The sequence below is a fragment of the Rheinheimera gaetbuli genome (assembly GCF_054781935.1).
Genome location: NZ_BAAGTL010000028.1, coordinates 187,843 through 214,038, shown reverse-complemented (window position 1 = coordinate 214,038; position 26,196 = coordinate 187,843). Strand labels below are relative to the sequence as shown.

The window sequence follows — 26,196 nt, the reverse complement described above, 5'->3', positions numbered from 1 at the left end:
TCACGGCCCTGTTGTGCTGTTCAGCACGGTATCGGGCCAGGCCGGGTTGCCGTCGTTAGCGGCGGGTGTTAAGCCCAAAATGCGGCACATCAGGTTATACAGCTCGGTATTGCTAAAAGCAGGAATAATGCTGCCGGCTTTAAATGCCGGGCCGTGGCCGATAAACATGGCCTGCATAGCGTCGCTCTGGTTATCATAACCGTGGCTACCACTGGTTTTGCCTTCAGCGGCCATTTGCCGGTATTTTGCCGCGGCTTTTTGCTGAATTAACAGCCAACCAGGCTGCGGCACTACTAACAATGGCGCTATACGTTTATTGTCCTGATAGCGCCAGCGTGCGGGTAAGTTGGTTTTTTTATACACTTTGGCTTGTGGCGGTAAGCTGCGGCTTAACTGCTGATAAATGCTGTCCAGTTTGCTTTCGCGCGGGAAGATAGAAACAATTTCTGCTGTCCACAGCGTAAGCAGGGCATCGTGGCTGTTAAACAACTTATCTAACGCAATAACTTGCTGTGGCGGCGTTTCTACCATGCCGTGGTCTGACACCAGCATAATGTTTATTTTGTGGTATAAATCACGTTGGCGTAAGCCTGCCAGTAAACGGCCAATCGCCTGGTCTACCTCTGCTATGGCTGCCGCTACTTCTACCGAGTCAGGGCCGTAAGCGTGGCCGGTATCATCTACTGCACTAAAATACAAGCTTAAAAACCGCGGGCGCTCTGCCCCGGGTAAATCCAGCCATTGCAGCACCGAGTCGACTCTGTCGTTATGGCTTACGTTGCCGTCATAGCGTTGCCAGTAACTGGGGCGCACATTCTTTATCGCGGCCTCAGAACCCGGGTAAAAATAGGTAGCCGCTTTTACGCCCTGAGATTCAGCAGTAACCCATATTGGCTCACCATGCCACCAGCGCGCATTGGTCACTTCTTCGGCCTTATTTAGCCGGAAAATAGCATCAAAGTCGGCATCAAATATGTTGTTTTCAACAATGCCGTGTTTAGCCGGGTGCAGGCCGGTAACAATGCTGTAGTGATTGGGGAAGGTTTTGGTGGGGAACACCGGCTGCATGCTCTGTGCCCTAAGGCCTTCCTGTGCCAGCTTTTTAATATTGGCAGCAGGGTATTGCTGCAGGTAGTGGTTGGCAAAACCATCGATAGAAATCAACAGCACGCTGTCGGGTTGCGCTTTTACGGCAAAGCTAACCAGCAGGCTAAAAAGCAGAGCAAACTGTACTATCCGGGAAAATGTCATATGTGTGGTCTGGTTGTAAAAATCCGCTGCAGTGTACGCTGCCAACAACACGTTAAAATGACAGATCCGATAAACTGCCGGCCAGGTGCCATAAATGGTTACAGTTGTGCTTATTACTACCGCAACCCTTGCGGTAGTAACGCTGATACAAGTTATGCAGAAGACGAGGCATCAACATAAAATGTTCCCGGATAAAATACTTGCTTTACATTCTCCCAAGCGTTGTTTGGCGCCGACGCATATAAGCTCTGCGAAGGCAGAGCTTAGGCGTTTATCAGCGGCAGTAAGACGGGGTTGACTTAGACTGTTCCGGCGCTACAACAATACGCCAGGATAAAAGTGTTCACCCCGCTGCTACTGTGCACAATGTTTCTTATATCGGAGTTAAGTTTAGCCATGGCAGCGCTGACATAATCAGGTGCCTGGAGTTTGTCAGTATTAAAGTCGTGTACTTTTAATTTAACGGCTTTACCATCTGCAGTTACGGGAGAGGCCAGGCACCGGTCTTCTTTAGCAAATTTTTCTTCCCGATCTGCTACTGCGCCAATTCTTCCGTTACAGTAGCCGTGTGTGCCTGACATAATATGAATGGTGTGATTAGCTCCGTTTAACTGTGAAGCAATATGCTCGACTGCTTTGGCTACGTCATATTTATTACACAGTTGGTGAAAGCCCCAGATTTGAATTGCATCGGGCGTTTTTTCGGTGATATTTATCAAAGTTGCCATTTGGATTTCCTTTTTTAAGTTTTACGAAATGCTGTGATAGCCAGCAAAAGTAATAATGTTAAAAACGGACAAATGAACACACAGGGAAATGATACAGGTGCAGATAAAACAAGCCGGTCCAACGACCGGCTTGTTGGTTTTAAAGTATTGCAGGCGATCAGGCTTGGTTGGCGGCAATATACTCGTCTATCAATTGCTCTAATACATCCAGTGGCACGGCGCCGTTTTTCAGCACTACGTCGTGAAACATACGGATATCAAACTTATCGCCCAGCGCAGCTTTAGCTTTTTCGCGCAGTTCAATAATTTTAATCATGCCTATTTTGTACGCCGTAGCTTGAGATGGCATGACGATATAACGCTCGATGGCTTTCTCAATCGCAGTTTCAGTATTGGGCGTGTTGTCTAACAAGTACTGAATAGCCTCTTCGCGGCTCCACTTTTTGGCGTGAATGCCGGTGTCTACTACCAAACGGCAGGCGCGCCACAGTTCCATGGCTAGGCGGCCGAAATCAGAATACGGGTTCTGATACAGGCCAATTTCTTTTGGTAACAGTTCAGTGTATAAACCCCAGCCTTCAATATAAGCGGTGTAGCCACCAAAACGGCGGAACTTGGGCATGTCGGTAAGCTCTTGCGCAATAGCCAGCTGCATATGGTGGCCGGGCAGGCCTTCGTGATAAGCCAGCGCTTCCAGCTCGTACTTAGGCATATCACTCATGCGGTACAAGTTAGCGTAGTAAATGCCGGGCCGGCTGCCGTCCATTGATGGTTGTTGATAAAAGGCTTTACCGGCACTTTGCTCACGAAACGCCTCAACCGCTTTTACGATCATCTCTGCTTTGGGCTTGACTAGAAACAGCTCATCCAGTCGTGAACGCATATGGTCAATCACCGCGGTGGCCTCGGCTAAGTATGCTGCTTTGCCTTCAGCAGTATCCGGATAGTAAAACTGCGGATCAGTCTGCATAAAGTTGAAAAAGGCTTTTAAATCACCGTCGAAGCCGGTTTGCTGCATAATAGCGCGCATTTCGCTGTGGATACGTGCCACTTCATCTAAACCAATCTGGTGAATTTCTGCTGCTGTCAGCGTAGTTGTTGTGGTGCGCTGAAGGGCGTTATTATAAAACGCTTCGCCGTTTTTAAAACGCCAGACACCATCAATGGTTCCGGCTTTTTGTTGCAGCGTTTGCAGATAATTAATCAGGCTACTGTAGGCCGGTTTTACACTGGTAAGTAGTGCTACTTTAGCTTCGTCCAGCAGTAGCTTGCTGGCATGCTCATTTAGTTCCAGTTTGGCAATTTTGCTACTAAAGTCAGCCAACAGAGTGCTGTCGGGGCCATCGTCAAACGGCGCACCTTTAATCACGTTTTCACTGGCCGAGATAACATGCGGGAACACAAAGGCGGGTGCAATAATACCCGCTTCAGCGCGCGCCTGTAGCTGTTGTTGCAACTGGCTGAATAATTTGGGTACCGCGTTCAGGCGGGCAATGTATGCTTTAGCATCACTTTCAGTTGTTATGCTGTGCTGGTTTATCAGCACCGACGGCACCTGCGAGTGGCTACCAGACATCTGGTTTACCGGATAGCTATACAAGTGCCATTTAGCATCGTCCAGTTCTTGTTGCAGATCTTGCTGCATTAACAAATAACTAATACGACTATTGTCGTCCAGTTTATTGACGTCAATGTCTTGCAACATCATCAGATGTTGGCGCACCAGCTGCAGCGTAGCGTTGTAATGCTCGTCTGATAAATCATGCCATTTGTCATAATCATCCTTTATGCCCAGCCGGGTTTGTAACAATGGATTGCGCCTCACATTATCCATAAATATCTGTTCAAACAGCGCATTGGCTTTGTCAGATTCTGTTTGCTGCTGCACTACAATGGCTGGCTGTGCCGGTGGTGTTGTTTGTTGCTGCGGACCACAGCCGGTTAGTAACGCTGCGCTTACTGCTATTGGCAGTAACGCGCGCTGGAGCAAAAATGGTGTCATATCAATTCCTGTTGTTATTGTCTGACTGGGCTTATTAGTTAGCACACTGGCTGTATTCTACGCCACTACGTGCTGATTAAAAGGCCAAGTATCGCGCTGACAGGTTAATCAGGCTAGATAAACAAGGTCAGTAAGTCGTTTAGATAGCGCGCGCCTTTGGCGGTAATTTGCCAATGCGTGTCGGTAACTGTCAGCAACTGTTTTTGTTCAGCTTCTACAATAGCGCTGCTAATGCTGCTCAGTGGCAAACCGGTGTAAGCGGCAAAGTCGGCAATCGGGCAGGGCTCAAGCAGGCGAAAACGGTTCATAAAAAACTCAAACGGCCGATCTTCCGCTGTTACCTGTTCGCGGCTGTCCATGTAACCGCGGCTGATATCCATATAGCCCTTAGGGTGCTTAATTTTTACTGTACGTAAAATAGCATTGCGCGATGGCAGGGTAATTTTTCCGTGCGCGCCGCAGCCAATACCTAAATAGTCGCCATAACGCCAGTAGTTCAGGTTGTGCCGGCATTGCTGGCCGGGCTTGGCATAAGCTGAAATTTCGTACTGCTGGTAACCGTGCTGCGATAACAATGCCAGGCCTTGCTGCTGAATATCCCACAAGGTATCGTCTGGTGGCAGTATTGGCGGGCGTGAAGCAAAAGCAGTGTTGGGCTCTATGGTAAGTTGATACCAGGATAAATGTGGCGGTGCTAAATCTATCGCTTGTTGTAAATCGGCCAAAGCACCTGCCAGATCTTGTTGCGGTAAGCCGTGCATTAAATCCAGATTAAAACTTTGCAGTGCCTGCCCCTGTAGTAGTGTGCTGGCAAGTTTTGCCGCGTGCACGGCTTCGCTGCTGTCGTGAATACGCCCCAGAGCCTTTAGCTGAGCTGTTTGAAAGCTTTGCACACCAATAGAAAACCGCGTTACACCGGCGCTAACATAGCCGGCAAAGCGCTCGGCTTCAACAGTCCCGGGGTTGGCCTCCATGGTTACTTCCATGTTATCGTCACAGGCCAGGCGCTGTTTTACACCGGTTAAAATCTGGCCGATGCCGGCTGCAGAAAACACACTGGGGGTGCCACCTCCGATAAAGATGCTGCTAATGCTGCGGCCAGTTACCAGAGCTAAATCCTGATCTAAATCGGCCAGTAAATGGGCGATATACTCCTGCTCGGGAATGCCTTGCTTTACCGCATGGGAGTTAAAGTCGCAGTATGGGCATTTTTCAATGCACCAGGGAATATGAATATACAACGCCAATGGCGGTAATTGCAGGGCCACTATCACAGGCTCTTTTGTTGTAGTTGTGTCATTAGCTGTGCCAGGGCTTTGCCTCGATGGCTAAGTTGCTGTTTGCGCTCGCGGCTTAACTCAGCACTGGTACAGCCTTCACTGTCGATGAAAAACACCGGATCGTAACCAAAACCGCCGCAGCCTGCAGGCTGTCGCGTGATGCTGCCATGCCAGATGCCATGGCACACCAACGGTGTAGGGTCTTCTGGGTGACGCAGGTACACCAGCACACAATGAAATTGAGCAGTACGCTGACTATCGGGTACATCTTTTAGTGCCAACAGCAGTTTGTCGATATTGTTGTTATCGCTGGCCGCTTCACCGGCATAACGCGCCGAATAAATACCCGGTGCGCCGCCCAAGGCATCGACCGCCAGGCCAGAATCATCGGCAATGGCCGGTAAGCCGGTAACCAAGGCTGCATGACGTGCTTTAATAATGGCATTTTCAATAAAGGTTAAGCCGGTTTCATCTGCATCTGTTACATCTAGCTCTGTTTGCGGTATGACTTGCAGGTCAAACGGTGCCAGCATTTGGCTCAGTTCTGCTACTTTGCCTTTGTTGCCGCTGGCCAGCACAATTTTATTCGTCATATTGTTAGTCTACGTAAAAAACCTGGTCGAATTTAAGCTGTTGCGTTTGATTGCCACTGCTAATAGTGATTGTAAAGCTGTAGCGTTGTTCATGATGAAATGGCAACTGCGCCAAATAGTACACCGCATCACCTTCAATAACTTCGGTAAACTCAAGCGTGCGCTGACGGCTTTGTAAGTCTCGGGCACTGCCACTAATGGCCACTTTTTGTGCTTGCTGTGTGGTTTTATCCAGTACTGAAATATTAACAATACCGTTGTATTTACTGCGTTGTAGCTTATATTGCTGTGCTACTTCAGGTGTCAGTATAGGGGAGGGAAAAGCAATATAATGTACATCCCAATTGCCCAATTGCTTTTTTTGCTCGCCAGCTGCGCTAAAGCTAACAATTAAGCCCAGTAGCAGGGCTGTAATAACACGGTTCATAATCCACCTCGGTTAGTAGGTCTTGGGGGGTAAGTATAGTGGCTCATGCTATTCCCAGCTGGGTTTTTATCAGTTCCGGTAGTTGTTTAGGGTTGATGATAAGCACAGTTTTGTGTCGGCCCAGCTCACCTTTTTCTATCACTACCTGTGATTTTGCTACCGCAAAGCTTTTGGCCAGGAACTTTTGCAGGTGGGTGTTGGCTTTACCATCCACCGGCGGAGCAGTAATAGCCAGTTTCAGCTCGTCGCCATATAGGCCTGCCCAATTGTCGCGACAGGCCTTGGGTTGAATGTATAACTTCAAGCGAATGTCTTCACCGGTAAGGCTTACAGCGGTCAAATGCCGCCAATCCAACTGCTGAACAAAATATTTAAAAACTGCAAACCAACCAATACTACCAGTACCGATAAATCCAGCCCGCCAATTGGCGGCAGAATACGGCGTATCGGCCTCAATACCGGTTCAGTAAGTTGGTGCATCACATATTCTACCGGGCTGCGGCCCTGGCTAAACCAGCTTAGTAGGGCGCGGATCACTAAAATCCAGAACAGCAATGTGAAAATTTCTTTTATCAGTACGATAACCGCAAAAATCAAACTGGGTACCAGAACAATCTGACCAGCCGATAACATTTGTAATACCAGTAGCTTAGCCAAAGTTATGCCATAGGCCAACAGTAAAGACGCACTGTCTAAACTGCCAATACTGGGCACAATGCGGCGCAAAGGCAGTACCAGAGGGTTAGTTGCTTTTACCACAAACTGGCTAAACGGGTTGTAAAAGTCGGCTCTGGCCAGTTGCAGCCACAAGCGCAGGATCATTACCATCAGGTACAGACTAAAGGCAGTGTCAATCAGAAACAGCATAGCTTGCATTGCGGGTTTCTCCGTTAGTAATTACAGGCTTTTCGCCATTTCTTCAGCTCGGGCAATTGCCGCATACATGGCGTCAGCGACCATTTTTTCAAGCCCCTGATTGGCAAAAGTGGTAACCGCTTCATGAGTTGTGCCACCTTTTGATGTTACCTGCGCACGCAGATCAGCAAAACTATGTTCACTGTTCAGCGCCATAGTCGCCGCTCCCAGTGCGGTTTGCGCTACCATCTGCTTGGCTTGCGTGGCGTCAAAGCCTAGTTGCTCTGCTACTTGTTGCATCGCTTGCATAAAGAAAAAGAAGTACGCTGGAGAACTTCCGGTAACGGCAATTACATGGTTAATTTGCGCTTCTGTTTCAAGCCAGACATTCATGCCAGTGCCGCTGAACATATGGTCGACAAAGGCTTTTTCATAGTTTGAACATCCTGACGGTAATAAACCAGTAACACCCAGACCAACCAGAGAGGGCGTATTTGGCATAGCGCGTACCAAACGGATGTTACCCAGCCACTGCTGATAACGCGCCACCACGATACCCGCGGCTAGGGTAACAAACAGTTTTTCGACAATTTCAGGCGCCGCGCTTATCAGTGCTTCGCATACTTCCTGCATCATCTGTGGTTTTACTGCCAGTACGATAACATCCGCTTTGGTTACCGCTTCAATATTATCCAGCGTGGTTTGAATGCCGAAGTCGGCAGCCAGCGCCGTTAGTTTTGGCTGACTGCGGTTGGCTGCAATGATGTTTTCTGCCGGATAGCCGGCATTTGTCATGGCGGCAATAACGCAGCGCGCCATATTGCCGGCACCAATAAAGGCGACTGTGTTGTCATTCATCTGTGTCGTCATTCCTTTTGTTAATCTCTTGCGCCAAAAATTGCGGTACCCAATCGTATCATAGTTGCGCCATATCGCAGAGCCAAAGGCCAGTCATCTGTCATACCCATCGATAATTCAGTCGCTTGCGGGTAATGTTGCTGTAGTTGTTGCGACAAGATCTGCATCGCTGCAAAGGCGGTTTCGCTTTGACCTGGTGCCGGTATTGCCATCAGGCCCTGCAGTTGTAATTGAGGTAACTGACTTACATCGGCGGCCAATTGCAGCATGTCTGCCGGGTTGATGCCAGCCTTGCTGTCTTCATTACTGATGTTAATTTGCAGCAATACCTTTAATACCGGCATAGTTGCCGGGCGCTGTTCGTTCAGACGTTGGGCGATTTTAAGCCGATCAATACTGTGCACCCAGTGCGCCTGCTCAGCCACCAGCCTGGTTTTATTTGATTGTAACGGGCCGATAAAATGCCAGCGGATATCATTGTGCTGTGTCAAAGCGGACGCTTTTGTTGCCAGCTCCTGCGGGTAGTTTTCAGCAAAGTGACGTTGCCCGGCCTGATAAGCGGCTAAAACTGCACTGAGCGGCTTGGTTTTGCTAACGGCTAACAGTTGCACCTTAGTAATGTCTACAGACAGCTGAGCGCATTTTTGTGTCAGGTTGTGATAGGCGAGCTGTAGTTGTTCTGCTATGTTATTCATATCAATTGGCAAAGTGGAGTAGAAGTTGTCATGGATATTACCGAGTTACTAGCATTTAGTGTGCAACATAAAGCATCAGATTTACACCTTTCAGCCGGCGTACCGCCGCTAATCCGCGTTGATGGCGACGTGCGAAAACTTAACGTACCGCCATTATCTCATAAAGAAGTACATGCTTTGGTGTACGAGATTATGACTGATAAACAACGTAAAGAGTACGAAGAACATCTGGAATCGGATTTTTCTTTTGAAGTGCCCGGTTTAGCGCGCTTTCGTGTTAACGCTTTTGTACAAAACCGCGGTGCGGCTGCTGTGTTCCGTACGATCCCCAGCGAGGTATTGACGCTGGATGATTTAGGTGCGCCGGATATTTTTAAAACTATTGCAGAAAACCCGCGCGGCCTGGTGTTGGTAACCGGGCCGACCGGTTCGGGTAAATCGACAACCCTGGCAGCAATGATTGATTACATCAATACCATGCGCCACGACCATATTTTAACCATCGAAGATCCGATAGAATTTGTGCACAACAATAAATCCTGTCTGATTAACCAGCGTGAAGTGCACCGCGATACCCACAGTTTCAGTAACGCCTTACGCTCAGCGCTGCGTGAAGACCCTGACGTTATTCTGGTGGGTGAATTACGTGACCTTGAAACCATTCGTCTGGCAATGACGGCGGCAGAAACCGGCCATCTGGTATTTGGTACCTTGCACACGACGTCGGCGCCGAAAACCATTGACCGTATTATTGATGTGTTTCCGGGTGAAGAAAAAGATATGGTGCGTTCAATGCTATCTGAGTCATTGCGTGCCGTTATATCGCAAACCCTGCTAAAGAAAATTGGTGGTGGCCGTATCGCGGCGCACGAAATTATGGTCGGCCTGCCGGCTATTCGCAACCTGATCCGCGAAGATAAAATTGCCCAGATGTACTCTGTTATCCAAACCGGCGCGGCACATGGTATGCAAACAATGGATCAATGCCTGCTGAATCTGGTAAACCGCGGCCGGATAACCCAGCAAGACGCCGCAGCAAAGGCGCAGGATAAAAACACCTTTGGCGCGATGGGTAGGATGTAATCACTATGCAACTGGATGATTTTTTAGAAAAAATGGTCAGTATGCGGGCATCCGATATGTTCGTTACTGCAGGCATGCCAGTAGCAGCAAAAATTAATGGCGAAATGACGCCTATTGATGAAATGCCGCTTACCGATGCAACCTCGTTAAAACTGGTGTTATCGGCGATGAACGATAAACAACAGCAAGAGTTTATGACCAGCAAAGAATGTAACTTTGCTATTGCTAACGAGGTGGGCCGTTTTAGGGTATCTGCTTTTTGGCAGCGCGACTGCGCTGGCATGGTGGTGCGTCGAATTGTAACGCAAATTCCTAATGTCGATGATTTGGGCCTGCCACCCATTATGAAAGAAGTGATCATGTCCAAGCGTGGTCTGGTGCTGTTTGTTGGTGGCACCGGCACCGGTAAGTCTACGTCACTAGCGGCATTGTTGGGCTATCGTAACAAAAACGCCAAGGGCCATATTCTTACCATTGAAGATCCGATTGAATTTGTCCACGATCATCATAAAAGCCTGATCACCCAGCGTGAGGTGGGCATTGATACCGAGTCGTTTGAGGCAGCCCTGAAAAGCTCATTACGCCAGGCGCCGGATGTCATTTTGATTGGTGAAATTCGTAGCCAGGACACGATGGAATATGCGCTATCCTTTGCTGAAACCGGCCATCTGTGTATTGCTACGTTGCACGCAAATAACGCCAACCAGGCCATCGATCGCATCATGCACCTGGTACCCAAAGAAATGCACCAGAAGCTGCTGTTTGATCTGTCATTAAATTTACGTGGCATCGTTGCGCAGCAACTGGTACCAACAGCCGATGGGCAGGGCAGGGTGGCAGCAATAGAAGTACTGCTTAACTCGCCACTGATTGCCGATTTAATTTCCCGCGGTGACATGGGTGAAATTAAAGCAGTAATGACAAAATCGCGTGAGTTGGGCATGCAAACCTTTGATCAGGCGTTGTACGATTTGTATCAGGCCGGTCGCATTAGTTATGCCGATGCGCTACACCATGCTGATTCACCGAACGATCTACGTTTGATGATCAAACTGCGCAGCGGGGATACCAAAGGGGCGGGCTTTCTGTCAGGCGTTACTATTGAAGGCTTTGAAAACAAAGACGAATAAGTTAAAAAAGGGCCGTAATGAGTATAGCGAATATTATGACGCATCGTAGTAAGCTGGTAACCACCATGGCTGACGCCAGCTTGGCCTCCTTGCGTGATGTATTTGCTAAGGCCCGTTTTCAGCACGTACCGGTGGTTGACAATACCAACCGTATTGTTGGTATTGTCTCGGTAAAAGATTACTTTCGCGAGGTAAGTCCGGTAATGGACTCTGCTACCGATCCTACTATTGCGCAGTTTATCCGTTCGCGCAAAGTGCATCAGGTAATGAAAAGCCCGGTAATAACTGTGACTGAACACAGCAGTGTGAAACAAGCTGCTGCGTTGTTGTTGCAGCACAATATCAGCTGCCTGCCGGTCACTGATGAGTATAAGCATCTGCTTGGGTTGGTATCCTGGAAAGATATAATGCGCGCCGCACTGCACAAACCGGCTACAGCTTAAGTTTGCTGCTGATAGCGCTTATGTAAGATAACTACCCGCTCAACATAGGCCTGTGTTTCAGCAAAAGGGGGAACGCCCTTGTAGCGTCTAACATTGCTTGCGCCAGCATTGTAGGCGGCCAGTGCCAGTGTTAACTCGTTATTGTGTTGTTTAAGCAACTGTGCCAGATAACGACTACCAGCATTGATATTTTGTTCCGGATGGTGGGCGTCTTCAACGCCCAATTCAACGGAAGTTTGCGGCATCAATTGCATTAAACCTACAGCCCCTTTTTTTGACACTACTTGTGGCCGGAACGACGATTCTGCGTGGATAACTGCGCGGATCAATGCCGGGTCCAGTTGATGCATGTTAGCCGCTTTGGCAATAATGCGATTGTAAGGTTTAATGTATAGCGGTACGGTATGCCAGTTGATATTTGATACCGGATCGCAGGCAAAACAATCAAAGCGCATCAGCTGATATGGCCGGTTTAGTGGCTGGCGATCAGAAAACAGTACCGAGCCATCTTGCTTTACTGATTTATACACTGCTATTTGTGCGGCGGCAGGGCGCTTTGCTGCAGGTACTGCCTGATGTAATGATTGGCCTGGTGCCAGCTTAAGTTGTTTTTTCGTGTCAGCCGGATCGGCCTGCACTATGCTGGTACAAGCAAAACCGATAAAACTGACGACCATTACGCCACGCAACACGTGTTAATCCAATATTTTTAACAGGATCGCAAGTAAAGCACTGCAATGGCAATTTCTCAAGCACTCAGCGGGTTTTATCATGGTGCAATTTGCGGTTAAGCCAAAATAGCACCACAGCAACCAGCACTATCACCAACGGCATGCTGATACTTTGCCAGCGGTCGGTATCCAGTTGCGGTATAAAATGATTCAGCGCTGTAATAGCTTTGTCAGTTAGCTGGACAGCGTAATAGCTGATAGCCACCAGTGATAAACCCTCTACCATTTGCTGCATATTAAGTTGTAGCCTGGCGCGTTTATCCATTGACGCCAATAATTGCTGATTTTGCTGCTCTAATTTTAAGTTAATCCGCGTACGTAACAATTCTGTTGAGCGGCCCAGCCGGCCCGACAGCGCATTTTGGCGAAACACTACCGATTCGCTGGTACGAAACGCCGGCGTTAAGCGTCGTTCGGTAAAATCCTGCAGTGATAGCAAACCTTCTATCGGCGTTTCATTTAAGCTTTTTATCCGGTCCAGTGTCAGTTGATAGTAAGCGGCTGTTGCCTGTAAGCGTGAGCTGGTTTCGGCAATTAGATGCTCGGTTTGCGCTGCCATTGTGGTAATTTCATTTAGCAGGCGTTCGTCATCGCTGCGCTGGTGCTCAATGCGCTGGGTAATGTCTGACAGCTGTTGCTCAAGTAAGTTAAGTTTTGCCAGCGCCTGACGTGACATCGGCCAGCCTAGTAAAGACAGTTTGCGATAGTTGCCAAGGTCGAACAGTTGTTGTACTAAACGGCCTAATGCTGAAGGGCTTAAGCCCTGATCCAGCAACAGCATACGGCCAGCGCCTTCTGCATGTTTTTGAAAGTCTGTCCAGATACGTGCTCTTTGCCCGGCTAGCATGCTACTGATGCAATTGTCCGGGTTAAATAACATATCAATATTACCCTGTGCTTTAAGCTGCGCCGGTGTGACGACACTGAGCTGCACTACGCGAAAAACCTGCCCCGGGATATCTTGTAGCCAGTCTTTACTGGGCAAAAAATCCAATGGATCGTTAAACAATTGCTTGTCGTTACCATACTGAATAAACACATAGCTGGAAAATTCACCATGTTTTTCAAAGCGTAAAGTGCCGCCAAACAGCGACAGATTGATATCGTGGTCGGTTTCACTGAAATGGCTGCTTTGCGCTGTAGCCAGCTGTTGCATAAAACTCAACTCACTACTGCGTGATGCCGCTGACACCGTTAGCATAAACTGGCACAAGCGACACGGCGCACTGAGTGCCGGAAAAGTGCGCTGTTGTAATTCTTTATCCAGCACGTCGCGCAGGGGATGGCTGCGGTTATGTAGTCCGGTCATAGTATGCTCCTGTATCACATAACGAAAAAAATGAGCACGGATACCGATAACTGTGGTTAGCAGTTGCCATGCCAGTACTGCGTTGGTGCTAGCATGCTGGTTAATTTGCCGCTAAATAGTTGCTATAGCATGATATTTTTTTGACGTCTTAATGTCGTTGCGACTGGCCTTATATTGTATGGAGTGGAACTTTGCCCCGAAATAATGCGCAGATGGCGCAATACTGTGCATGGCTGGTTACGTTTTGTTTGCTGCAAAGGCTACAATTAGCAGGTTCGCGTCTTGTACGTCCTTTCGGATCTTAGTGTTATGCCTGTCTCAGTAAATCGCACGCTTGTTGTCGCTGTTGTAAGTGTTTTGCTGGCGATGATTACCATTCAATCTGGTGCTTCCATTGCCAAGCAGTTGTTTCCGCTAATTGGCCCTGAGGGCACTACTGCACTGCGGCTGGGGTTTTCGGCACTGGTGCTGTGGCTGGTATTTCGCCCCTGGCGTGCGTTACCGCAAGGCCGCGATTGGCTGGCAATTATCGTGTATGGCATGTGTTTGGGGGGGATGAATATTCTGTTTTATTTAGCTATTGCGCGTATTCCTTTGGGCATTGGCGTGGCGCTGGAGTTTACCGGGCCCTTGGCTGTGGCACTGTTTTCCTCAAGGCGTAAACGAGACTTGATCTGGGTTGGCTTTGCCATCGCCGGTATTTTACTGCTGCTGCCGGATATGCGTGGCGTGGACGCGCTAGACCCGGTGGGTGTGGTTCTGGCATTGGCGGCGGGAGCGTGCTGGGCCGGTTATATCTTATTTGGCAAAAAAACCAACTCTCAGGCATCAGGTGGTATTACGGTAGCGCTGGGCATGACGGTGGCTGCAGCCTTTCTGGTGCCTGTTGGTGCAATAAGCCAGGGTATGGCGCTGCTGAGTTGGGATGTATTGCCGTTGGGGTTGGTGGTAGGTATTTTATCCAGCGCGTTACCGTATTCATTGGAGATGGTAGCGCTTAGAAATATGACATCGCAAAACTTTAGTGTGTTTATGAGCATGGAGCCGGCGATAGCGGCGTTGGCGGGTTTTTTGATACTGGCTGAAATGTTAACGTTATGGCAGTGGCTGGCGATTGCTTTAGTGATTATGGCGTCACTGGGGAGCTCGTTAACGCCTTCTGCGGCGAAGCCCGCCACAGAGGACGTATAGCTGTGTTATTAAGATTTAGGCATGACTACGCTGTCTAATACGTGGATTACGCCATTGCTGGTTTCTATGTCTGTAGCGATAACCTGAGCACCGTTAACATAGACTTTGCCGTCTTTTACTTCGATAGCTAAATCCTGGCCCTGTACGGTCTTAGCCGATGTTAGTTTTACTACATCGGCAGCCATTACTTTACCTGCGACAACATGGTAGGTCAGTACTTTGGTCAGCGCCGCTTTATCTGCCACCAACGCATTTAAATCTGATGAGGGGATCTTGGCAAAAGCTGCGTCGTTTGGTGCAAAAACCGTGAACGGACCTTTGCTTTTTAATGTGTCAACCAGTTCAGCAGCTTGTACTGCAGTTACCAGGGTAGAGAAGTTGCCGGCAGCAACAGCAGTGTCAACAATATCTGCTTTCATTTTGTGATTGTGCGCCTGGGCTGTAACCAGCAGTGAGCCGAGTAACAAAGAACCGGTAATAAAGTGTGACAGTTTCATAATATTTCCTTTTTTAGCACAAAGTTAGACGAAAAATTCGCTTATAAAAACGCCACCTCGACGGAATAAGATCAGATTTATATTTTTCTGTATTCGCTAAACTACATAGTTTTGCTGGCCGTACGCGGAAAAACTTGATCCAGTTCGGTGCAACGGCGACAGTTTTTCGCTATATCTATTAGTTATTACTCAGATACTGCTAAAGGAGCTATGTATGGCTATCACTACTGTTGCCCAATTAATGACGATAGATCCGCTGTGTGTAACGCGCGATGCCAGCTTAAAAGATGCGCATGATTTAATGCGCGGGAAAAATATCCGCCATATTCCGGTGATTGACACTAAAGGCGAACTGGTGGGCATGCTGACGCAAAAAATTATGATCGCCAAAGTAATGGGCTTAATGGCGCAGTACGGTGCCACTGCGCTGGAGCGAAAAGAAAAACAGCAACTGGTAGCCGATATGATGGCGACCGATTTTGCTGCCGTTACGCCTGAGCAGTCGTTAAAAGATGTGGCTGGCTTTTTTGTCAAGAACCGCCATGGTTGTATGCCGGTGGTAGATGAAAACAATAAGCTAAAAGGTATTCTGACGTCGTCGGATTTTGTCAGGTTGGCGGCGGAGCTATTGGAAAAGCAATAAAAAAGGGCCTTGCGGCCCTTTTCGGATGTTTATTTAACACCCATTTCTTTTAACAGGTTTTCAGCGCCGTCCAGCTGCATTTGCCACAGCATAAAACGGTGATCTACCTGAATAGAGCGGGTGTTGTTCTGGTTGTAATCCCAATCAGAGATAATGGAATCCAGCGTACCGTCAAAAGCTAAGCCTACCAGCTCGGCTTTGCTGTTTAGTACCGCCGAGCCCGAGTTACCACCGGTAATATCCAGCGTGGCTAAAAAGTTAACCGGTACCGAATTTAAGCTGTCTACCTTGTAAGGGCCATATTGTTTCGCCTTGATAGCGTCTAACTGGCTTTGCGGTGCGTTAAATTCACCTTCGCCGGTGGCTTTGGCCGTGATGCCGCGCAAGGTAGTAAATGGCGCCCAGGCATTACCATCTTCGTTGCCATGGCCACGGCCTTTTACGTTACCGAAAGTAACACGTAAGGTGCTGTTGGCATCAGGGTAAACTGCCTGACCTTTAGATTGCATAAAGGCAATTTTAGCGCGCATATAGCTGGCATAAGCCTGCTGGATTTTACCGGCCAGCTCTTCTTCTGCCGCTTCTTGCTTTAAGTTCCACTTATGCAGTGCAACCGCTGCTTTAACAAAGACATCATTGCTTTGAGCGATTTGTGCCGGCGTCATCTCCAGCAAGGCATTACGTTTATCCAGCGCTGTTAACGTGGTGTTGGCATACCAGCTGTCAATCAGTGCTTTTAGCTGTTGCTCTGTCATGCCATCTTTAATACCCATCACCTTATCAAATTCAGCATCGCGCTGTTTCTTCGGCTGGGCGGCATAACGGCTTAAATTATACAAATCCAGAGCCTTTTCTACGCTGACAGCAAAGTTACGCTCCATACCGGCAACGAAGGCCTTATAGCGCGGTAAGTCACGGCTTTGGAAGCCAGCTTTACGTTCAGCATCGGGTTTAGTGGTTTCTTCTGCTAAGCGGTATAGCGCGCCAGCTACGGTTAGTAAACGTGGTTTAGCGTTGTTTAGCAGATAGTCGCGACGGTCTTGCTGTTGGCGCTGTTTCAGCAGTTTTTCAATGGTTTTTAAGTCATCAGCATAGGCTTTTTTATTATCACGGCTGCTGTTAACCCACTTAGTCAGTTCGGCATGTTCAGCTGTTTTACGTGCCAGAAAATCGCTGTCTGCAAAGCTATCTAGCATGCCCTGACGGTTTTTCATGTAGTTGTTTAAGCCAGCGACGCGGCTGGCGTACTTCAGCTCGGCATCTTTATCATCGGCGGTTTCGCGGCCGATAATATCCAGCGTATTTTTAAACTGGGCTACAGTGTTGGGGTAAGCCCATTCAAAGGTATCACTTACTTCACTGGGTAAACGATGACGATTAGTGCGGCCCGGGTAACCCAGCGCCATAACAAAATCACCTTCTTTTACGCCGTCTTTAGCCAGGGTTAAATGAAAGTCTGGTTTATATGGCACATTATCTGCGCTGAAATCAGCTGACTTACCTTCAGGGCTGACATAAGCACGGTAGAAGCTGTAATCACCAGTGTGGCGCGGCCACATCCAATTGTCGGTGTCGCCACCAAATTTACCTACACCTTCAGCCGGAGCGTGCACTAAACGCACATCTTTAATTTCCAGTTGTTTAATACGGTAATATTCCAGGCTGCCGTAATAAGCGGCAACGGTACAACGGTGGCCTTCATCTTTTTCACATTCTGCGACCAGTGCTTTCTGGTTAGCTTCAATAGCATCAATGCGCTTTTTGCCAGATAACGTAGCCGTGGCAGCATCAATCACTTTATCACTAACGTTATCAACTGCCTTGGTGACATAAATCCGGCTACCTGGTGCGGCAGCCACTTCATCACTTAGCGTTTTAGCTAAAAAACCATTGGCCAGTAAGTCATTCTCTGGCGTCGAGTTGTGCGCAATGCTGCCATAAACACAGTGATGGTTGGTGGCGACCAAGCCGTTCGGTGACACGAAAGATGCTGAACAGCCGCCCAAACTGACAATGGCGGCGGCCGGAAATTCGGTCAGTTTAGTTAAATCGGCCGGGTTGAGTGCTAAACCGGCGGCTTTTAGTTCAGGCGCAATATCGGGCAACTGCTGCGGCATCCACATGCCTTCATTGGCCATGGCGAAGCTGCTGGTCAACGCCAACATTAAGAGAGATTTTTTCATAGTGACTCTTTTTATTTAGTGTTAACAGAAGTGTTAAACATCAGACGGCAGTTATAGTCGTTTTCAACGTCAGGCTTGTCAATAGACAGACAAAGGCTGTTACATTTTAATGCGACGAATATGGGCAACGTTGCGTTGTGCAGTAACGGTTAAGCGGCAGATTATGCTTTGCTATACCAGCAAGGGTGGTTTTGCCCGCTGCGTTTAGCCTGATACATAGCGGTATCAGCCTGCCGCAATAACTCATCGCAGTCGGTTTCACTTTTAAACAATACCAGGCCGATACTGCAGGCGCCCTGATGCATAATGTGGTCGTTCAGTGGGAAGGGGCGAGACAACTCCTGGGCTATTTTGGCTGCAACAAGTTGTGTTTGTTGCTGGCTGCGCTTGGCGTCAATGTCAATATCGCGCAGTAGTACAACAAATTCATCGCCGCCAAAACGCGCTACGGTATCGGCAGAGCGTACTACAGATTGCAGGCGCCTTGCCACGTTTTGCAAAAAGGTGTCACCTACGCGGTGGCCATAAATATCATTTACCGGTTTAAAGTTATCCAGATCAATAAACATAAGGCCACAGTATTTCTGGCTGCGCTGGCTATTTGCCATCGCTTGTAACATATGTTCTTCTAAAAGTCGCCGGTTCGCTAAACCGGTGAGATCATCATAAAATGCCAGATGGCGGATTTGTGCACTGCTTAAGCTGCGGCTAATGGCAAGTTCGGCCAGATTGCCATAGGTTTTAATTTTTTCCAGTAGCTCAGCTGATGGCTCCGCCGTTTGCCGCTGATAAATAGCAAAGGTGCCTAACACCTTGCCCTGGGCATTTTTTACCGGCTGTGACCAGCAGGATTTTACCTGTGCCATTTCTGCCAGTGCGAGATAGGGCTGCCAGTATGGATGACTGTTTATATCGGCCACAATGACGGTTTCGCCGATACTTGCTGCGGTACCGCAAGAGCCGACCCCGACGCCGATAACCACCCCATCAAGCGCCTGGTTATAAGCGTCGGGCAAAGATGGCGCGGCACCATGGCGCAACGTTTTACCATCTTCGTCCAGCAACAAAATAGAACAAAGCATATGAGGATGCAGTTGTTCTACCTGAGCCACCAGATTATGCAATACACATTTAAGCCCGACACCTTCACTGATCTGGCTTAAAATCTGATTTTGCAGAGTCAGTTCATGAGTGCGTTGCTGCACCTGTTGCTCAGTTTGTTGTAAGTTGCGCTGATATTGCAGGTTAACCAGACTAAGTTCCGTAATTTGTAGTGCCAATGATGCCAACATATTTAACATCGCCGGTAGTTTGCTTTCATCGACAATCGGTACTTCTGCCAGCGCCGCCATATAGTCTTGGGTATTAAAGCCAGCCGTTTCTGCCTGTTTGCCAAAATACTCCGGATCTGGCTCGTGGAGTAAAAATTGGCCAATAAACAAGTTAGCTATATGCTCGCCATCCAGAACAATTGGTGTGGCGCAGTCGGTTAAGCCATTGCGGCAACGATAAATAGAATAATTTTTACCTTGCTCTAATTGCAACGCCAGATCACGGTCACTCTCTAAGCAGCGCTGTAAGGTATGCTCGGTCTGGCGATGAAACTGGATACAAGCCCGTTGCCAGCGGGATGATGCCAGCACTTTACCGTGCAGATCAATCAATGCAATCGACACATTCATCACCTGCAGGAAGTTTTCAAATAAGGTGTTTAAGCGGGAAAAGTCCAGCGCAGCAAACAGCTTACTGGTTACTGTGCTGTCAGGTGCAGGCAATGCCTGATTCCAGTCGGTGGACATAGGGTCCAGCATTTGGATCAGGTTTGCCTCGCGGTGTAAATGCGGCGTTTTGTTTGTCATGACGGCTTAAGTATAGTGAGCAGAGTGTTGTGCCGCTACAGTTGACGCAAATAAATTATATTCGCTGCTGTACAGTGATGCTGCCAGTTTTTGCTTACTTATGCCGCTGTTGCAGCACCTTAATTACGTCGTTTAGTTCCAGCTTTTGGCTGCGCAGTAATACCAACAGGTGAAAGATTAAATCGGCGGCTTCGTTGGCGAGTTCTTCCCTGTCACCGGCCATCGCTGCCAGTGCTGATTCGACACCTTCTTCGCCGACTTTTTGCGCAATGCGTTTTACGCCTTTGGCAAATAAACTGGCGGTGTAGCTGCTGGCCGGATCGCTGCCTTCACGTGATTTTATCACTTGCTCTAAGTCGTATAAAAACGCCAGTTGTGGGCTATTGGCGCTGTTATCATGCCAGCAGGTTTCAGTGCCGACATGGCAGGTAGGGCCTTGCGGCAGTGCCAGCACTAAAATGCTGTCGGCATCGCAGTCGCTGTCGATACTAACCAGTTGTAAGGTATGGCCCGAGCTTTCACCTTTGGTCCAAAGCCGCTGTTTACTGCGGCTGAAAAAGGTCACCTGGCCGCTTTGCAGTGTGTGCTCAAGCGCCTCTGTGTTCATATAGCCCTGCATCAGTACTTTGCCGGAGATGGCATGCTGCACTATTGCCGGTAATAACTGGTTATCGGGCCAGCTTAGTTGGTCAATTGATTCTTTGTTCATGTTAGTTCTGAATCCCCCCTCGTTCCCCCTTTTTCAAAGGGGGAGGTTAATAGCTCAAATCCCGCCACATCTGCATTTTAAAGCAGAGGCTTCCCCCCCTCTTTCGTAAAGAGGGGCAGGGGGAGATTTGTCGTTTTATGGCCTGATACTAATACCATCAGCAATCAGTTTGGCTTTTAACGCCGCTATCTCAATAATGCCTTTGTGAAATACACTGGCGGCCAAAGCGCCGTCAACGTCGGCTTTTTCAAATACGTCAGTAAAGTGCTGCATAGTACCGGCGCCACCACTGGCAATTAACGGTACCGTGCAAATATTGCGGATGTTTTTCAACTGCGCGATATCATAACCCTGGCGCACGCCATCCTGGTTCATGCAGTTAAGCACAATTTCACCGGCGCCACGGCTCAGTACCTCGCTCACCCAATCACGGGTAAGCCACTGCGTTTTTTGCGTGCGGCTCTCATCGCCGGTAAACTGGTATACCTGATACTGGCCCGAAGCGACATCAAAAAAGCTGTCAATACCAATAACTACACACTGCTGACCAAAGTTATGGTTCAGCTCGCTTATCAGCTCTGGCCTGGACAGCGCCGGGCTGTTCACTGAAATCTTATCCGCGCCCATTTCCAGTATTTTGCCGGCATCGGCCACGGTTTTAATGCCGCCTGCGACGCAAAACGGAATATCGATGACTTCGGCAATGCGTTTAACCCAGCTTTTATCCACCACGCGGCCATCGCTGGAGGCGGTAATATCATAAAACACCAGCTCGTCAGCGCCTGCCTCGGCATAGCGCTGTGCCAACGGCACTATATCGCCGATAATTTCATGGTTACGAAACTGCACGCCTTTAACCACTTTACCATCGCGTACATCCAGGCAGGGTATTAACCGTTTTGCCAACATGCTATGGCCTCCTCAAGTGTAAATTTACCTTCAAGCAAGGAGCGGCCCAAAATGACGCCGGCGACGCCGCTGCCAATTAAAGCGCGGATGTCGTCCAGCTTGCCAATGCCGCCCGAGGCCTGCCACTGAATTTGCGGGTAGTTTGCTGCCAGCTCTTTATACAGCCGCACGTTAGAGCCTGTTAAGGTGCCGTCTTTACTGATGTCAGTACACAACACATGCTGTGCACCGGCGGCAATATAGCCATCCAGCACCTGCTCCAGCGTAATATTGGATTGCTCAATCCAGCCGTGCGACGGCAGGGTTTTCTCGCCTTTGGCATTTATTGCCACATCCAGCGCCAGCACGATTTGCTCGCCGCCATATTTGCGCACCCAGCCTTGCACCAGTTCGGGTTGGCGAATGGCCAAACTGCCGATAACCACCCGGCCGGCACCGGCGTCGAGTAAGTCTTTAACGTCCTGCTCAGAGCGCACACCGCCGCCAACCTGAATATGCAGCGGTGACGCGCTCATCAGCTCGGTTAGTAATGTTAATTGGCGTTTAGTGGCATCTTTGGCGCCGGACAAATCCACAATATGCAGCCAGTCAGCACCTGCACCGGCATACTGATTACGCAGGCCAATCGGGCTGAAATCGTACTCGGTGGTATTGTCGTAACGGCCCTGATACAGCCGCACCACAGTGCCGTCAATTAAATCAATGGCGGGAATAATCATAGCTGCCACTCCAGGAAATTCTGTAATAAACGCGCGCCGGTTTTACCCGAGCGCTCAGGGTGAAACTGCGCACCGGCGACATTGTCTTTACCAATAATCGCGGCAAAATCGCTGCCGTAATGGCACAGTGCCAATGCGTGCCGGCCCGGCGCTACGGCAAAGCTGTGGACAAAATACACATAGTCTGTGACAGAAAAACCGCGCATTAACGGGTGCTCACTGAAGCTATGCAGTGTGTTCCAGCCCATATGCGGCAGGCGCAAGCCAACGCTTTGCATTGGCAGTACGTCGCCCGGAATAAGGTTTAAACAGCCAACATCGCCTTCCATGCTGTGGCTGGTCAGCATTTGCATACCTAAGCAAATACCCAGCAGCGGTTGCTGCAGGCCTTGCAGGGTGTCAATCAGCTCTGCTTGCTGAAGCTTGGCCATAGCGTTGTGGGCTGTGCCGACACCTGGCAGCAGCACCTTGTCGGCGGCTTTAATTACTTTGGCATCGCGGCTTATAGTGGCCTCAACACCCAAACGTTTAAAGGCAAAATACACCGAGCTGATATTGGCGCAGCCGGTATCAACAATAACCAGTTGCATTACAACACTCCTTTTGAGCTCGGCAGCGCCTCGCCGGATACAGTAATGGCCTGGCGCAGGGCACGACCAAAGGCTTTAAACAGGCCTTCTACCTTGTGGTGCTTATTGCCTTCGGTGATGCTCAAGTGCAGCGACATCAGCATGGCATCGCTTAGTGAGCGGAAAAAGTGCGGCACCATTTCCAGCGTTAAGCCACCTACGGCGCCATCGCCCAGCTCGCCGTTAAACACAAACAGCGGCCGGCCGGATAAATCCAGCACACATTCGGCGCGGCATTCATCCATCGGCAACACAAAGCCAAAGCGGTTAATGCCACGTTTATTGCCCAGCGCCTGTTTTAACGCCTGGCCCAGTGCCAGTGCGGTGTCTTCCACACTGTGGTGATCGTCAATGTGATAATCGCCACTAACTTTTACCTGCAGTGAAAAGCCGCCGTGGGTGGCAATTTGCTCCAGCATATGGTCAAAAAAGCCCACACCGGTGCCGAAAAAGTTATTGCCGCTGTTGTCCAGATCAACACTGATCTCGATGTCGGTTTCACGGGTGGTGCGGCGCACCGTAGCTTTGCGGCCGCGGCTTAACAGCTGTTTAGTAATCTCGCTCCAGCCTAAACTATCGCGGTTATATTGAAACGACGGCAGGCCCATATTCTCGGCTAGCTGCACATCGGTTAACCGGTCGCCAATAACGTAAGAGTTGGTAAAGTCAATTTTACCCTGTTGCAGGTAATCTTTTACCAGCCCCAGTTTGGGCTTACGGCAACTGCAGTTATCAGCATCAAAGTGCGGGCAAATCAGCACGTCATCAAACACAATACCTTGCGATGTCAGCAGCTGCATCATCTTGTTGTGCGGCGCATCAAAGGTTTCGCGCGGGAAGCTGCTGGTACCCAGCCCATCCTGATTGGTTACCATGACTAAACGGTAGCCAGCGGCTTGCAGTTTTAATAAGGCTGGCACTAAACCCGGCTCGTAGGCCAGCTTTTCCAGGCTATCAAGCTGCTTGTCAATTGGCGGCTCTTCTACCATGGTGCCGTCGCGGTCGATAAATAAAATAGGCTGGCCACTCATGCGTTTACTCTCTTTGTGTTTAGGCTCTCTGTATCTGAGCTATTGGAAAAATAGTGTTGCATTGCCTGTTGTAAACGCTGCATCTCATCCGCGGTGCCAACTGACACCCGCACCACTTCTGACAAACCGAGCTGGCTGGACTGATTGCGGATTAAAATGTCAGCATCAATCAGCGCACTAACACAGTCTGCGGCGTTGTCCACCTGTAGCAGCACATAGTTGGCGTTACTGGGCCAGACTTTTTTAATACCGCTTTGCGTTTTGGCAAAAGCGATAAAAGCATCGCGCAGCTGGTTAATGCTTGCCACGCTTTGCTGCATCTGCGCTATGCCGGCAGCAGATAACGCCTGGGCGGCAATGTGTGCCACCGGCTCGGCAATCGGGTAGGGCGCTATCATCTTTTTCAGTGAATTAATAATTTCCGGCGAGGCCAGCGTAAAGCCACAGCGTAAACCGGCCAGGCCAAAGGCTTTAGACAGGGTGCGCAGGACAACCAAATGCGGGTACTGGCTAAGTAAGTTCACTACTGAAGCCTGTGGGGCAAACTCGATATAGGCTTCATCGAGCACCACTAATGCTTTACCGGCAAAGTGCTCCAGTACCGCAATAATTTGCTGCCGTGGGATCAAGTCGCCGGTTGGGTTATTCGGGCTGCAAATAAACACCAGCTTCGGGTTAGTGGCAAAAATGCCATCTAAATCCAGTTGCTCGTTGTTAATCAACAGCACTTTATTCACCAGGGTTTGGTTACTTTCGGCGCTGATGGCATACATGCCATAGGTCGGCGGGCAAATAGTAATGCCGTCTTGTTTTGGCTCACAAAAACTGCGGATCAACAGTTCTATGCCTTCATCGGCGCCTCGGCTGACTAACACCTGCTCAGGTTCTACACCGGCATAGTCAGCGTAGGCGTTAATCACCGCCTTGGGCTGGCAGGACGGGTAACGGTTAAAAGTGCCATCTAACTGATAGCTTGGTGCAAGGGCATTTTCGTTGGCGTTAAGCCACACAGCACCGCCACTCATGCTGCTGCGTGCTGATGCGTAGGGCACCAGATCTTTGACGATTTGTCTGGCCAGATTATTCATGCCAGTAGGGGTGTTCTCAGACATAATTTAGTTAACCCTCAACATTATTCAGTTCAGCCAGGCGCAAGCGAACCGCATTGGCGTGCGCATCCAGGCTTTCAGCTTCTGCCAGCGTGACAATGGCAGGGCCTATATTTCGCATGCCCTTGGCCGTTAATTTTTGTACCGTGAAGCGACGGTAAAAATCGGCCAGTGACAAACTGGACACCGTTTTGCTGTAGCCATAAGTGGGTAGCACATGGTTAGTGCCGCTGGCGTAATCGCCGGCCGACTCCGGTGTCCACTTACCAACAAAGATACTGGCGGCGCTGTTAAATTGTTCAGTCAACTCGTCATCTACTGCGGTTTGCACGATTAAGTGCTCCGGTGCGTAGGCGTTAGTGACTGCTACCGCCTGAGTTAAATCGGCAGTTAAGATGTAGCGGCTGTGGCTAAGCGCAGCTGAAGCGATGTCTTTACGTGGTAGTTGGGCTAACTGGTTGGCGACTTCAGCCTGCACAGCGTCTATTAACGCCGCACTGTCACTGACTAAAATCACTTGTGAGTCTGGGCCATGCTCGGCTTGTGATAACAAGTCGGCGGCAACAAAAGCCGGGTTGGCGCTGCTATCGGCCAGCACCAGCACTTCAGACGGCCCAGCCGGCATATCAATTTGCGCGCCCCTGGCATCCTGGCTCACTTGCTGCTTGGCTTCGGTTACATAGCGGTTGCCGGGGCCAAAAATTTTATCTACTTTGGCAATAGTTTCCGTGCCGTAAGCCAGCGCGGCAATGGCCTGAGCACCACCGATGGTGTAAATCTCACTAATACCGCACAGCTCTGCGGCGTACAGAATTTCCGGCGCAATATCACCCGCTTGCGGTTTGCCCGGTGGGGTAACCAGCACAATGCGCTCGCAACCTGCTAGCTGTGCCGGCACACCCAGCATAAGTACAGTAGATGGCAGCGGCGCACTGCCGCCCGGAATGTACAAGCCTACTGCGGCAATGGCGCGGCTTTTTAGCTGGCATATAACACCGGCACTGGTTTCTACCTCGATATCTCGCGGTAACTGGGCAGCATGAAATTTACGGATATTGTCATACGCCAGCTCAATGGCGGCTTTGCGCTCGGGTAATAGCTTGTTTAACTGCGCCAGTTTGGTCTGTGCACTTAAGCGCAGTGGGTTAGTTGCTAAACCATCAAACTGCTGGCTGTACGCTAGCAAAGCCTCATCGCCTTGCTGGCGCACAGTATCAATAATGGCCCTTACCTGACCGCTTAAAGCAGCGGAGTCGGCAAGCTCAGGCCGTGCCAGCGCGGCTTGTTGCTCAGTGTCGGATAACTGCGACCAATCAAATACCCGGCTCATAG

General features: G+C 49.4%; 27 protein-coding genes. 5 read left to right on the top strand and 22 right to left on the bottom strand.

Going from position 1 to position 26,196, the window contains the following annotated elements:
• The 10 genes from ACYVIC_RS17385 to ACYVIC_RS17340 all read right to left on the bottom strand — a co-directional run bounded on the left by ACYVIC_RS17385 (window position 1) and on the right by ACYVIC_RS17340 (window position 8,689).
• On the bottom strand, window positions 1-1,251 hold the full coding sequence (locus ACYVIC_RS17385; protein WP_460861988.1) for an alkaline phosphatase family protein: 1,251 nt from the start codon (window positions 1,249-1,251) through the stop codon (window positions 1-3).
• A gap of 299 nt (window positions 1,252-1,550) precedes the next feature.
• Complete coding sequence (locus tag ACYVIC_RS17380; RefSeq protein WP_460861986.1) at window positions 1,551-1,979, bottom strand: hypothetical protein; 429 nt, start codon at window positions 1,977-1,979, stop codon at window positions 1,551-1,553.
• A gap of 157 nt (window positions 1,980-2,136) precedes the next feature.
• Window positions 2,137-3,981: a DUF885 domain-containing protein gene (locus ACYVIC_RS17375; RefSeq protein ID WP_460861985.1), complete on the bottom strand. Its 1,845-nt coding sequence runs from the start codon at window positions 3,979-3,981 to the stop codon at window positions 2,137-2,139.
• 113 nt (window positions 3,982-4,094) lie between these two features.
• The gene (gene hemW / locus ACYVIC_RS17370) at window positions 4,095-5,249 is read right to left on the bottom strand and encodes a radical SAM family heme chaperone HemW (protein WP_460861983.1); all 1,155 of its coding nucleotides are present in this window, start codon (window positions 5,247-5,249) and stop codon (window positions 4,095-4,097) included.
• Between the two features lie 2 nt (window positions 5,250-5,251).
• Complete coding sequence (rdgB, locus tag ACYVIC_RS17365; protein WP_460861982.1) at window positions 5,252-5,854, bottom strand: RdgB/HAM1 family non-canonical purine NTP pyrophosphatase; 603 nt, start codon at window positions 5,852-5,854, stop codon at window positions 5,252-5,254.
• A 4-nt stretch (window positions 5,855-5,858) separates the two neighbouring features.
• A complete protein-coding gene (locus ACYVIC_RS17360) occupies window positions 5,859-6,281 on the bottom strand; it encodes a DUF4426 domain-containing protein (RefSeq protein WP_460861980.1) in 423 nt (140 codons plus the stop codon).
• A 43-nt stretch (window positions 6,282-6,324) separates the two neighbouring features.
• Window positions 6,325-6,621, bottom strand: a complete 297-nt coding sequence (gene yggU, locus ACYVIC_RS17355; RefSeq protein WP_460861979.1) for a DUF167 family protein YggU — start codon at window positions 6,619-6,621, stop codon at window positions 6,325-6,327.
• Window positions 6,618-7,157: a YggT family protein gene (locus ACYVIC_RS17350; protein WP_460861977.1), complete on the bottom strand. Its 540-nt coding sequence runs from the start codon at window positions 7,155-7,157 to the stop codon at window positions 6,618-6,620. Before ACYVIC_RS17350 ends, yggU begins: the two co-directional genes overlap by 4 nt.
• A 21-nt stretch (window positions 7,158-7,178) precedes the next feature.
• Window positions 7,179-8,006, bottom strand: a complete 828-nt coding sequence (gene proC / locus ACYVIC_RS17345) for a pyrroline-5-carboxylate reductase (protein WP_460861976.1) — start codon at window positions 8,004-8,006, stop codon at window positions 7,179-7,181.
• An 8-nt stretch (window positions 8,007-8,014) separates the two neighbouring features.
• Complete coding sequence (locus tag ACYVIC_RS17340; RefSeq protein ID WP_460861975.1) at window positions 8,015-8,689, bottom strand: YggS family pyridoxal phosphate-dependent enzyme; 675 nt, start codon at window positions 8,687-8,689, stop codon at window positions 8,015-8,017.
• A gap of 30 nt (window positions 8,690-8,719) precedes the next feature.
• On the opposite strand from ACYVIC_RS17340, the gene ACYVIC_RS17335 reads away from it, so the two are divergent.
• The 3 genes from ACYVIC_RS17335 to ACYVIC_RS17325 are packed head-to-tail and all read left to right on the top strand — an operon-like array spanning window position 8,720 to window position 11,345.
• Window positions 8,720-9,772, top strand: a complete 1,053-nt coding sequence (locus tag ACYVIC_RS17335) for a type IV pilus twitching motility protein PilT (RefSeq protein ID WP_460861973.1) — start codon at window positions 8,720-8,722, stop codon at window positions 9,770-9,772.
• A gap of 5 nt (window positions 9,773-9,777) precedes the next feature.
• Window positions 9,778-10,902, top strand: coding sequence for a PilT/PilU family type 4a pilus ATPase (locus ACYVIC_RS17330; protein ID WP_460861972.1), 1,125 nt, complete (start codon window positions 9,778-9,780; stop codon window positions 10,900-10,902).
• A 17-nt stretch (window positions 10,903-10,919) separates the two neighbouring features.
• Window positions 10,920-11,345 carry a CBS domain-containing protein gene (locus ACYVIC_RS17325; protein WP_460861970.1) on the top strand — a complete coding sequence of 142 codons (426 nt, stop codon included), beginning with the start codon at window positions 10,920-10,922 and terminating at the stop codon, window positions 11,343-11,345.
• On the opposite strand, the gene ACYVIC_RS17320 is transcribed toward ACYVIC_RS17325, so the two are convergent.
• A complete protein-coding gene (locus tag ACYVIC_RS17320; RefSeq protein WP_460861968.1) occupies window positions 11,342-12,037 on the bottom strand; it encodes a lytic transglycosylase domain-containing protein in 696 nt (231 codons plus the stop codon). The two genes, ACYVIC_RS17325 and ACYVIC_RS17320, sit on opposite strands and share 4 nt — an antisense overlap.
• 64 nt (window positions 12,038-12,101) lie before the next feature.
• On the bottom strand, window positions 12,102-13,385 hold the full coding sequence (locus tag ACYVIC_RS17315; protein ID WP_460861967.1) for a DUF3422 family protein: 1,284 nt from the start codon (window positions 13,383-13,385) through the stop codon (window positions 12,102-12,104).
• A gap of 309 nt (window positions 13,386-13,694) precedes the next feature.
• Between ACYVIC_RS17315 and ACYVIC_RS17310 the strand changes: the two genes are divergently transcribed.
• On the top strand, window positions 13,695-14,576 hold the full coding sequence (locus ACYVIC_RS17310) for an EamA family transporter (RefSeq protein WP_460861966.1): 882 nt from the start codon (window positions 13,695-13,697) through the stop codon (window positions 14,574-14,576).
• A gap of 8 nt (window positions 14,577-14,584) precedes the next feature.
• Here ACYVIC_RS17310 and ACYVIC_RS17305 read toward each other — a convergent pair whose 3' ends face one another.
• Entirely contained in the window at window positions 14,585-15,073 is a 489-nt protein-coding gene (locus ACYVIC_RS17305) for a fasciclin domain-containing protein (RefSeq protein ID WP_460861964.1), read from the bottom strand.
• A gap of 214 nt (window positions 15,074-15,287) precedes the next feature.
• On the opposite strand from ACYVIC_RS17305, the gene ACYVIC_RS17300 reads away from it, so the two are divergent.
• Window positions 15,288-15,716, top strand: coding sequence for a CBS domain-containing protein (locus ACYVIC_RS17300; protein WP_460861963.1), 429 nt, complete (start codon window positions 15,288-15,290; stop codon window positions 15,714-15,716).
• A gap of 29 nt (window positions 15,717-15,745) precedes the next feature.
• On the opposite strand, the gene ACYVIC_RS17295 is transcribed toward ACYVIC_RS17300, so the two are convergent.
• The 9 genes from ACYVIC_RS17295 to hisD form a co-directional block, all read right to left on the bottom strand.
• Window positions 15,746-17,899, bottom strand: a complete 2,154-nt coding sequence (locus ACYVIC_RS17295) for a S46 family peptidase (protein WP_460861962.1) — start codon at window positions 17,897-17,899, stop codon at window positions 15,746-15,748.
• A 161-nt stretch (window positions 17,900-18,060) separates the two neighbouring features.
• Window positions 18,061-19,758, bottom strand: coding sequence for a diguanylate cyclase domain-containing protein (locus ACYVIC_RS17290; RefSeq protein WP_460861961.1), 1,698 nt, complete (start codon window positions 19,756-19,758; stop codon window positions 18,061-18,063).
• A gap of 94 nt (window positions 19,759-19,852) precedes the next feature.
• Window positions 19,853-20,467, bottom strand: a complete 615-nt coding sequence (gene hisIE, locus ACYVIC_RS17285) for a bifunctional phosphoribosyl-AMP cyclohydrolase/phosphoribosyl-ATP diphosphatase HisIE (protein ID WP_460861959.1) — start codon at window positions 20,465-20,467, stop codon at window positions 19,853-19,855.
• A 135-nt stretch (window positions 20,468-20,602) separates the two neighbouring features.
• Window positions 20,603-21,376, bottom strand: coding sequence for an imidazole glycerol phosphate synthase subunit HisF (gene hisF / locus ACYVIC_RS17280; protein WP_460861958.1), 774 nt, complete (start codon window positions 21,374-21,376; stop codon window positions 20,603-20,605).
• Window positions 21,358-22,095, bottom strand: a complete 738-nt coding sequence (gene hisA / locus ACYVIC_RS17275; protein ID WP_460861956.1) for a 1-(5-phosphoribosyl)-5-[(5-phosphoribosylamino)methylideneamino]imidazole-4-carboxamide isomerase — start codon at window positions 22,093-22,095, stop codon at window positions 21,358-21,360. The genes hisF and hisA overlap by 19 nt, the downstream gene beginning before the upstream one ends.
• Complete coding sequence (gene hisH, locus ACYVIC_RS17270) at window positions 22,092-22,685, bottom strand: imidazole glycerol phosphate synthase subunit HisH (protein WP_460861955.1); 594 nt, start codon at window positions 22,683-22,685, stop codon at window positions 22,092-22,094. Before hisH ends, hisA begins: the two co-directional genes overlap by 4 nt.
• Window positions 22,685-23,755 (bottom strand): bifunctional histidinol-phosphatase/imidazoleglycerol-phosphate dehydratase HisB, encoded by a 1,071-nt coding sequence (gene hisB, locus ACYVIC_RS17265; protein WP_460861954.1) that lies wholly within the window; start codon window positions 23,753-23,755, stop codon window positions 22,685-22,687. The genes hisH and hisB overlap by 1 nt, the downstream gene beginning before the upstream one ends.
• A complete protein-coding gene (hisC, locus tag ACYVIC_RS17260) occupies window positions 23,752-24,867 on the bottom strand; it encodes a histidinol-phosphate transaminase (RefSeq protein WP_460861952.1) in 1,116 nt (371 codons plus the stop codon). The genes hisB and hisC overlap by 4 nt, the downstream gene beginning before the upstream one ends.
• A gap of 7 nt (window positions 24,868-24,874) precedes the next feature.
• A complete protein-coding gene (hisD, locus tag ACYVIC_RS17255; RefSeq protein WP_460861950.1) occupies window positions 24,875-26,194 on the bottom strand; it encodes a histidinol dehydrogenase in 1,320 nt (439 codons plus the stop codon).
• Window positions 26,195-26,196: the final 2 nt, after the last annotated feature.

Coding starts and splice junctions, on each gene's coding strand:
- ACYVIC_RS17295 (WP_460861962.1), bottom strand. CDS start 17,899: ATGAAAAAATCTCTCTTAATGTTGGCGTTGACCAGCAGCTTCGCCATG.
- ACYVIC_RS17360 (WP_460861980.1), bottom strand. CDS start 6,281: ATGAACCGTGTTATTACAGCCCTGCTACTGGGCTTAATTGTTAGCTTT.
- ACYVIC_RS17385 (WP_460861988.1), bottom strand. CDS start 1,251: ATGACATTTTCCCGGATAGTACAGTTTGCTCTGCTTTTTAGCCTGCTG.
- ACYVIC_RS17310 (WP_460861966.1), top strand. CDS start 13,695: ATGCCTGTCTCAGTAAATCGCACGCTTGTTGTCGCTGTTGTAAGTGTT.
- hisB (WP_460861954.1), bottom strand. CDS start 23,755: ATGAGTGGCCAGCCTATTTTATTTATCGACCGCGACGGCACCATGGTA.
- ACYVIC_RS17380 (WP_460861986.1), bottom strand. CDS start 1,979: ATGGCAACTTTGATAAATATCACCGAAAAAACGCCCGATGCAATTCAA.
- hisF (WP_460861958.1), bottom strand. CDS start 21,376: ATGTTGGCAAAACGGTTAATACCCTGCCTGGATGTACGCGATGGTAAA.
- hisA (WP_460861956.1), bottom strand. CDS start 22,095: ATGATTATTCCCGCCATTGATTTAATTGACGGCACTGTGGTGCGGCTG.
- ACYVIC_RS17315 (WP_460861967.1), bottom strand. CDS start 13,385: ATGACCGGACTACATAACCGCAGCCATCCCCTGCGCGACGTGCTGGAT.
- proC (WP_460861976.1), bottom strand. CDS start 8,006: ATGACGACACAGATGAATGACAACACAGTCGCCTTTATTGGTGCCGGC.
- hisIE (WP_460861959.1), bottom strand. CDS start 20,467: ATGAACAAAGAATCAATTGACCAACTAAGCTGGCCCGATAACCAGTTA.
- ACYVIC_RS17340 (WP_460861975.1), bottom strand. CDS start 8,689: ATGAATAACATAGCAGAACAACTACAGCTCGCCTATCACAACCTGACA.
- ACYVIC_RS17350 (WP_460861977.1), bottom strand. CDS start 7,157: ATGCAAGCTATGCTGTTTCTGATTGACACTGCCTTTAGTCTGTACCTG.
- ACYVIC_RS17375 (WP_460861985.1), bottom strand. CDS start 3,981: ATGACACCATTTTTGCTCCAGCGCGCGTTACTGCCAATAGCAGTAAGC.
- hisC (WP_460861952.1), bottom strand. CDS start 24,867: ATGTCTGAGAACACCCCTACTGGCATGAATAATCTGGCCAGACAAATC.
- ACYVIC_RS17330 (WP_460861972.1), top strand. CDS start 9,778: ATGCAACTGGATGATTTTTTAGAAAAAATGGTCAGTATGCGGGCATCC.
- ACYVIC_RS17290 (WP_460861961.1), bottom strand. CDS start 19,758: ATGACAAACAAAACGCCGCATTTACACCGCGAGGCAAACCTGATCCAA.
- ACYVIC_RS17335 (WP_460861973.1), top strand. CDS start 8,720: ATGGATATTACCGAGTTACTAGCATTTAGTGTGCAACATAAAGCATCA.
- hisD (WP_460861950.1), bottom strand. CDS start 26,194: ATGAGCCGGGTATTTGATTGGTCGCAGTTATCCGACACTGAGCAACAA.
- hisH (WP_460861955.1), bottom strand. CDS start 22,685: ATGCAACTGGTTATTGTTGATACCGGCTGCGCCAATATCAGCTCGGTG.
- ACYVIC_RS17300 (WP_460861963.1), top strand. CDS start 15,288: ATGGCTATCACTACTGTTGCCCAATTAATGACGATAGATCCGCTGTGT.
- ACYVIC_RS17305 (WP_460861964.1), bottom strand. CDS start 15,073: ATGAAACTGTCACACTTTATTACCGGTTCTTTGTTACTCGGCTCACTG.
- ACYVIC_RS17325 (WP_460861970.1), top strand. CDS start 10,920: ATGAGTATAGCGAATATTATGACGCATCGTAGTAAGCTGGTAACCACC.
- rdgB (WP_460861982.1), bottom strand. CDS start 5,854: ATGACGAATAAAATTGTGCTGGCCAGCGGCAACAAAGGCAAAGTAGCA.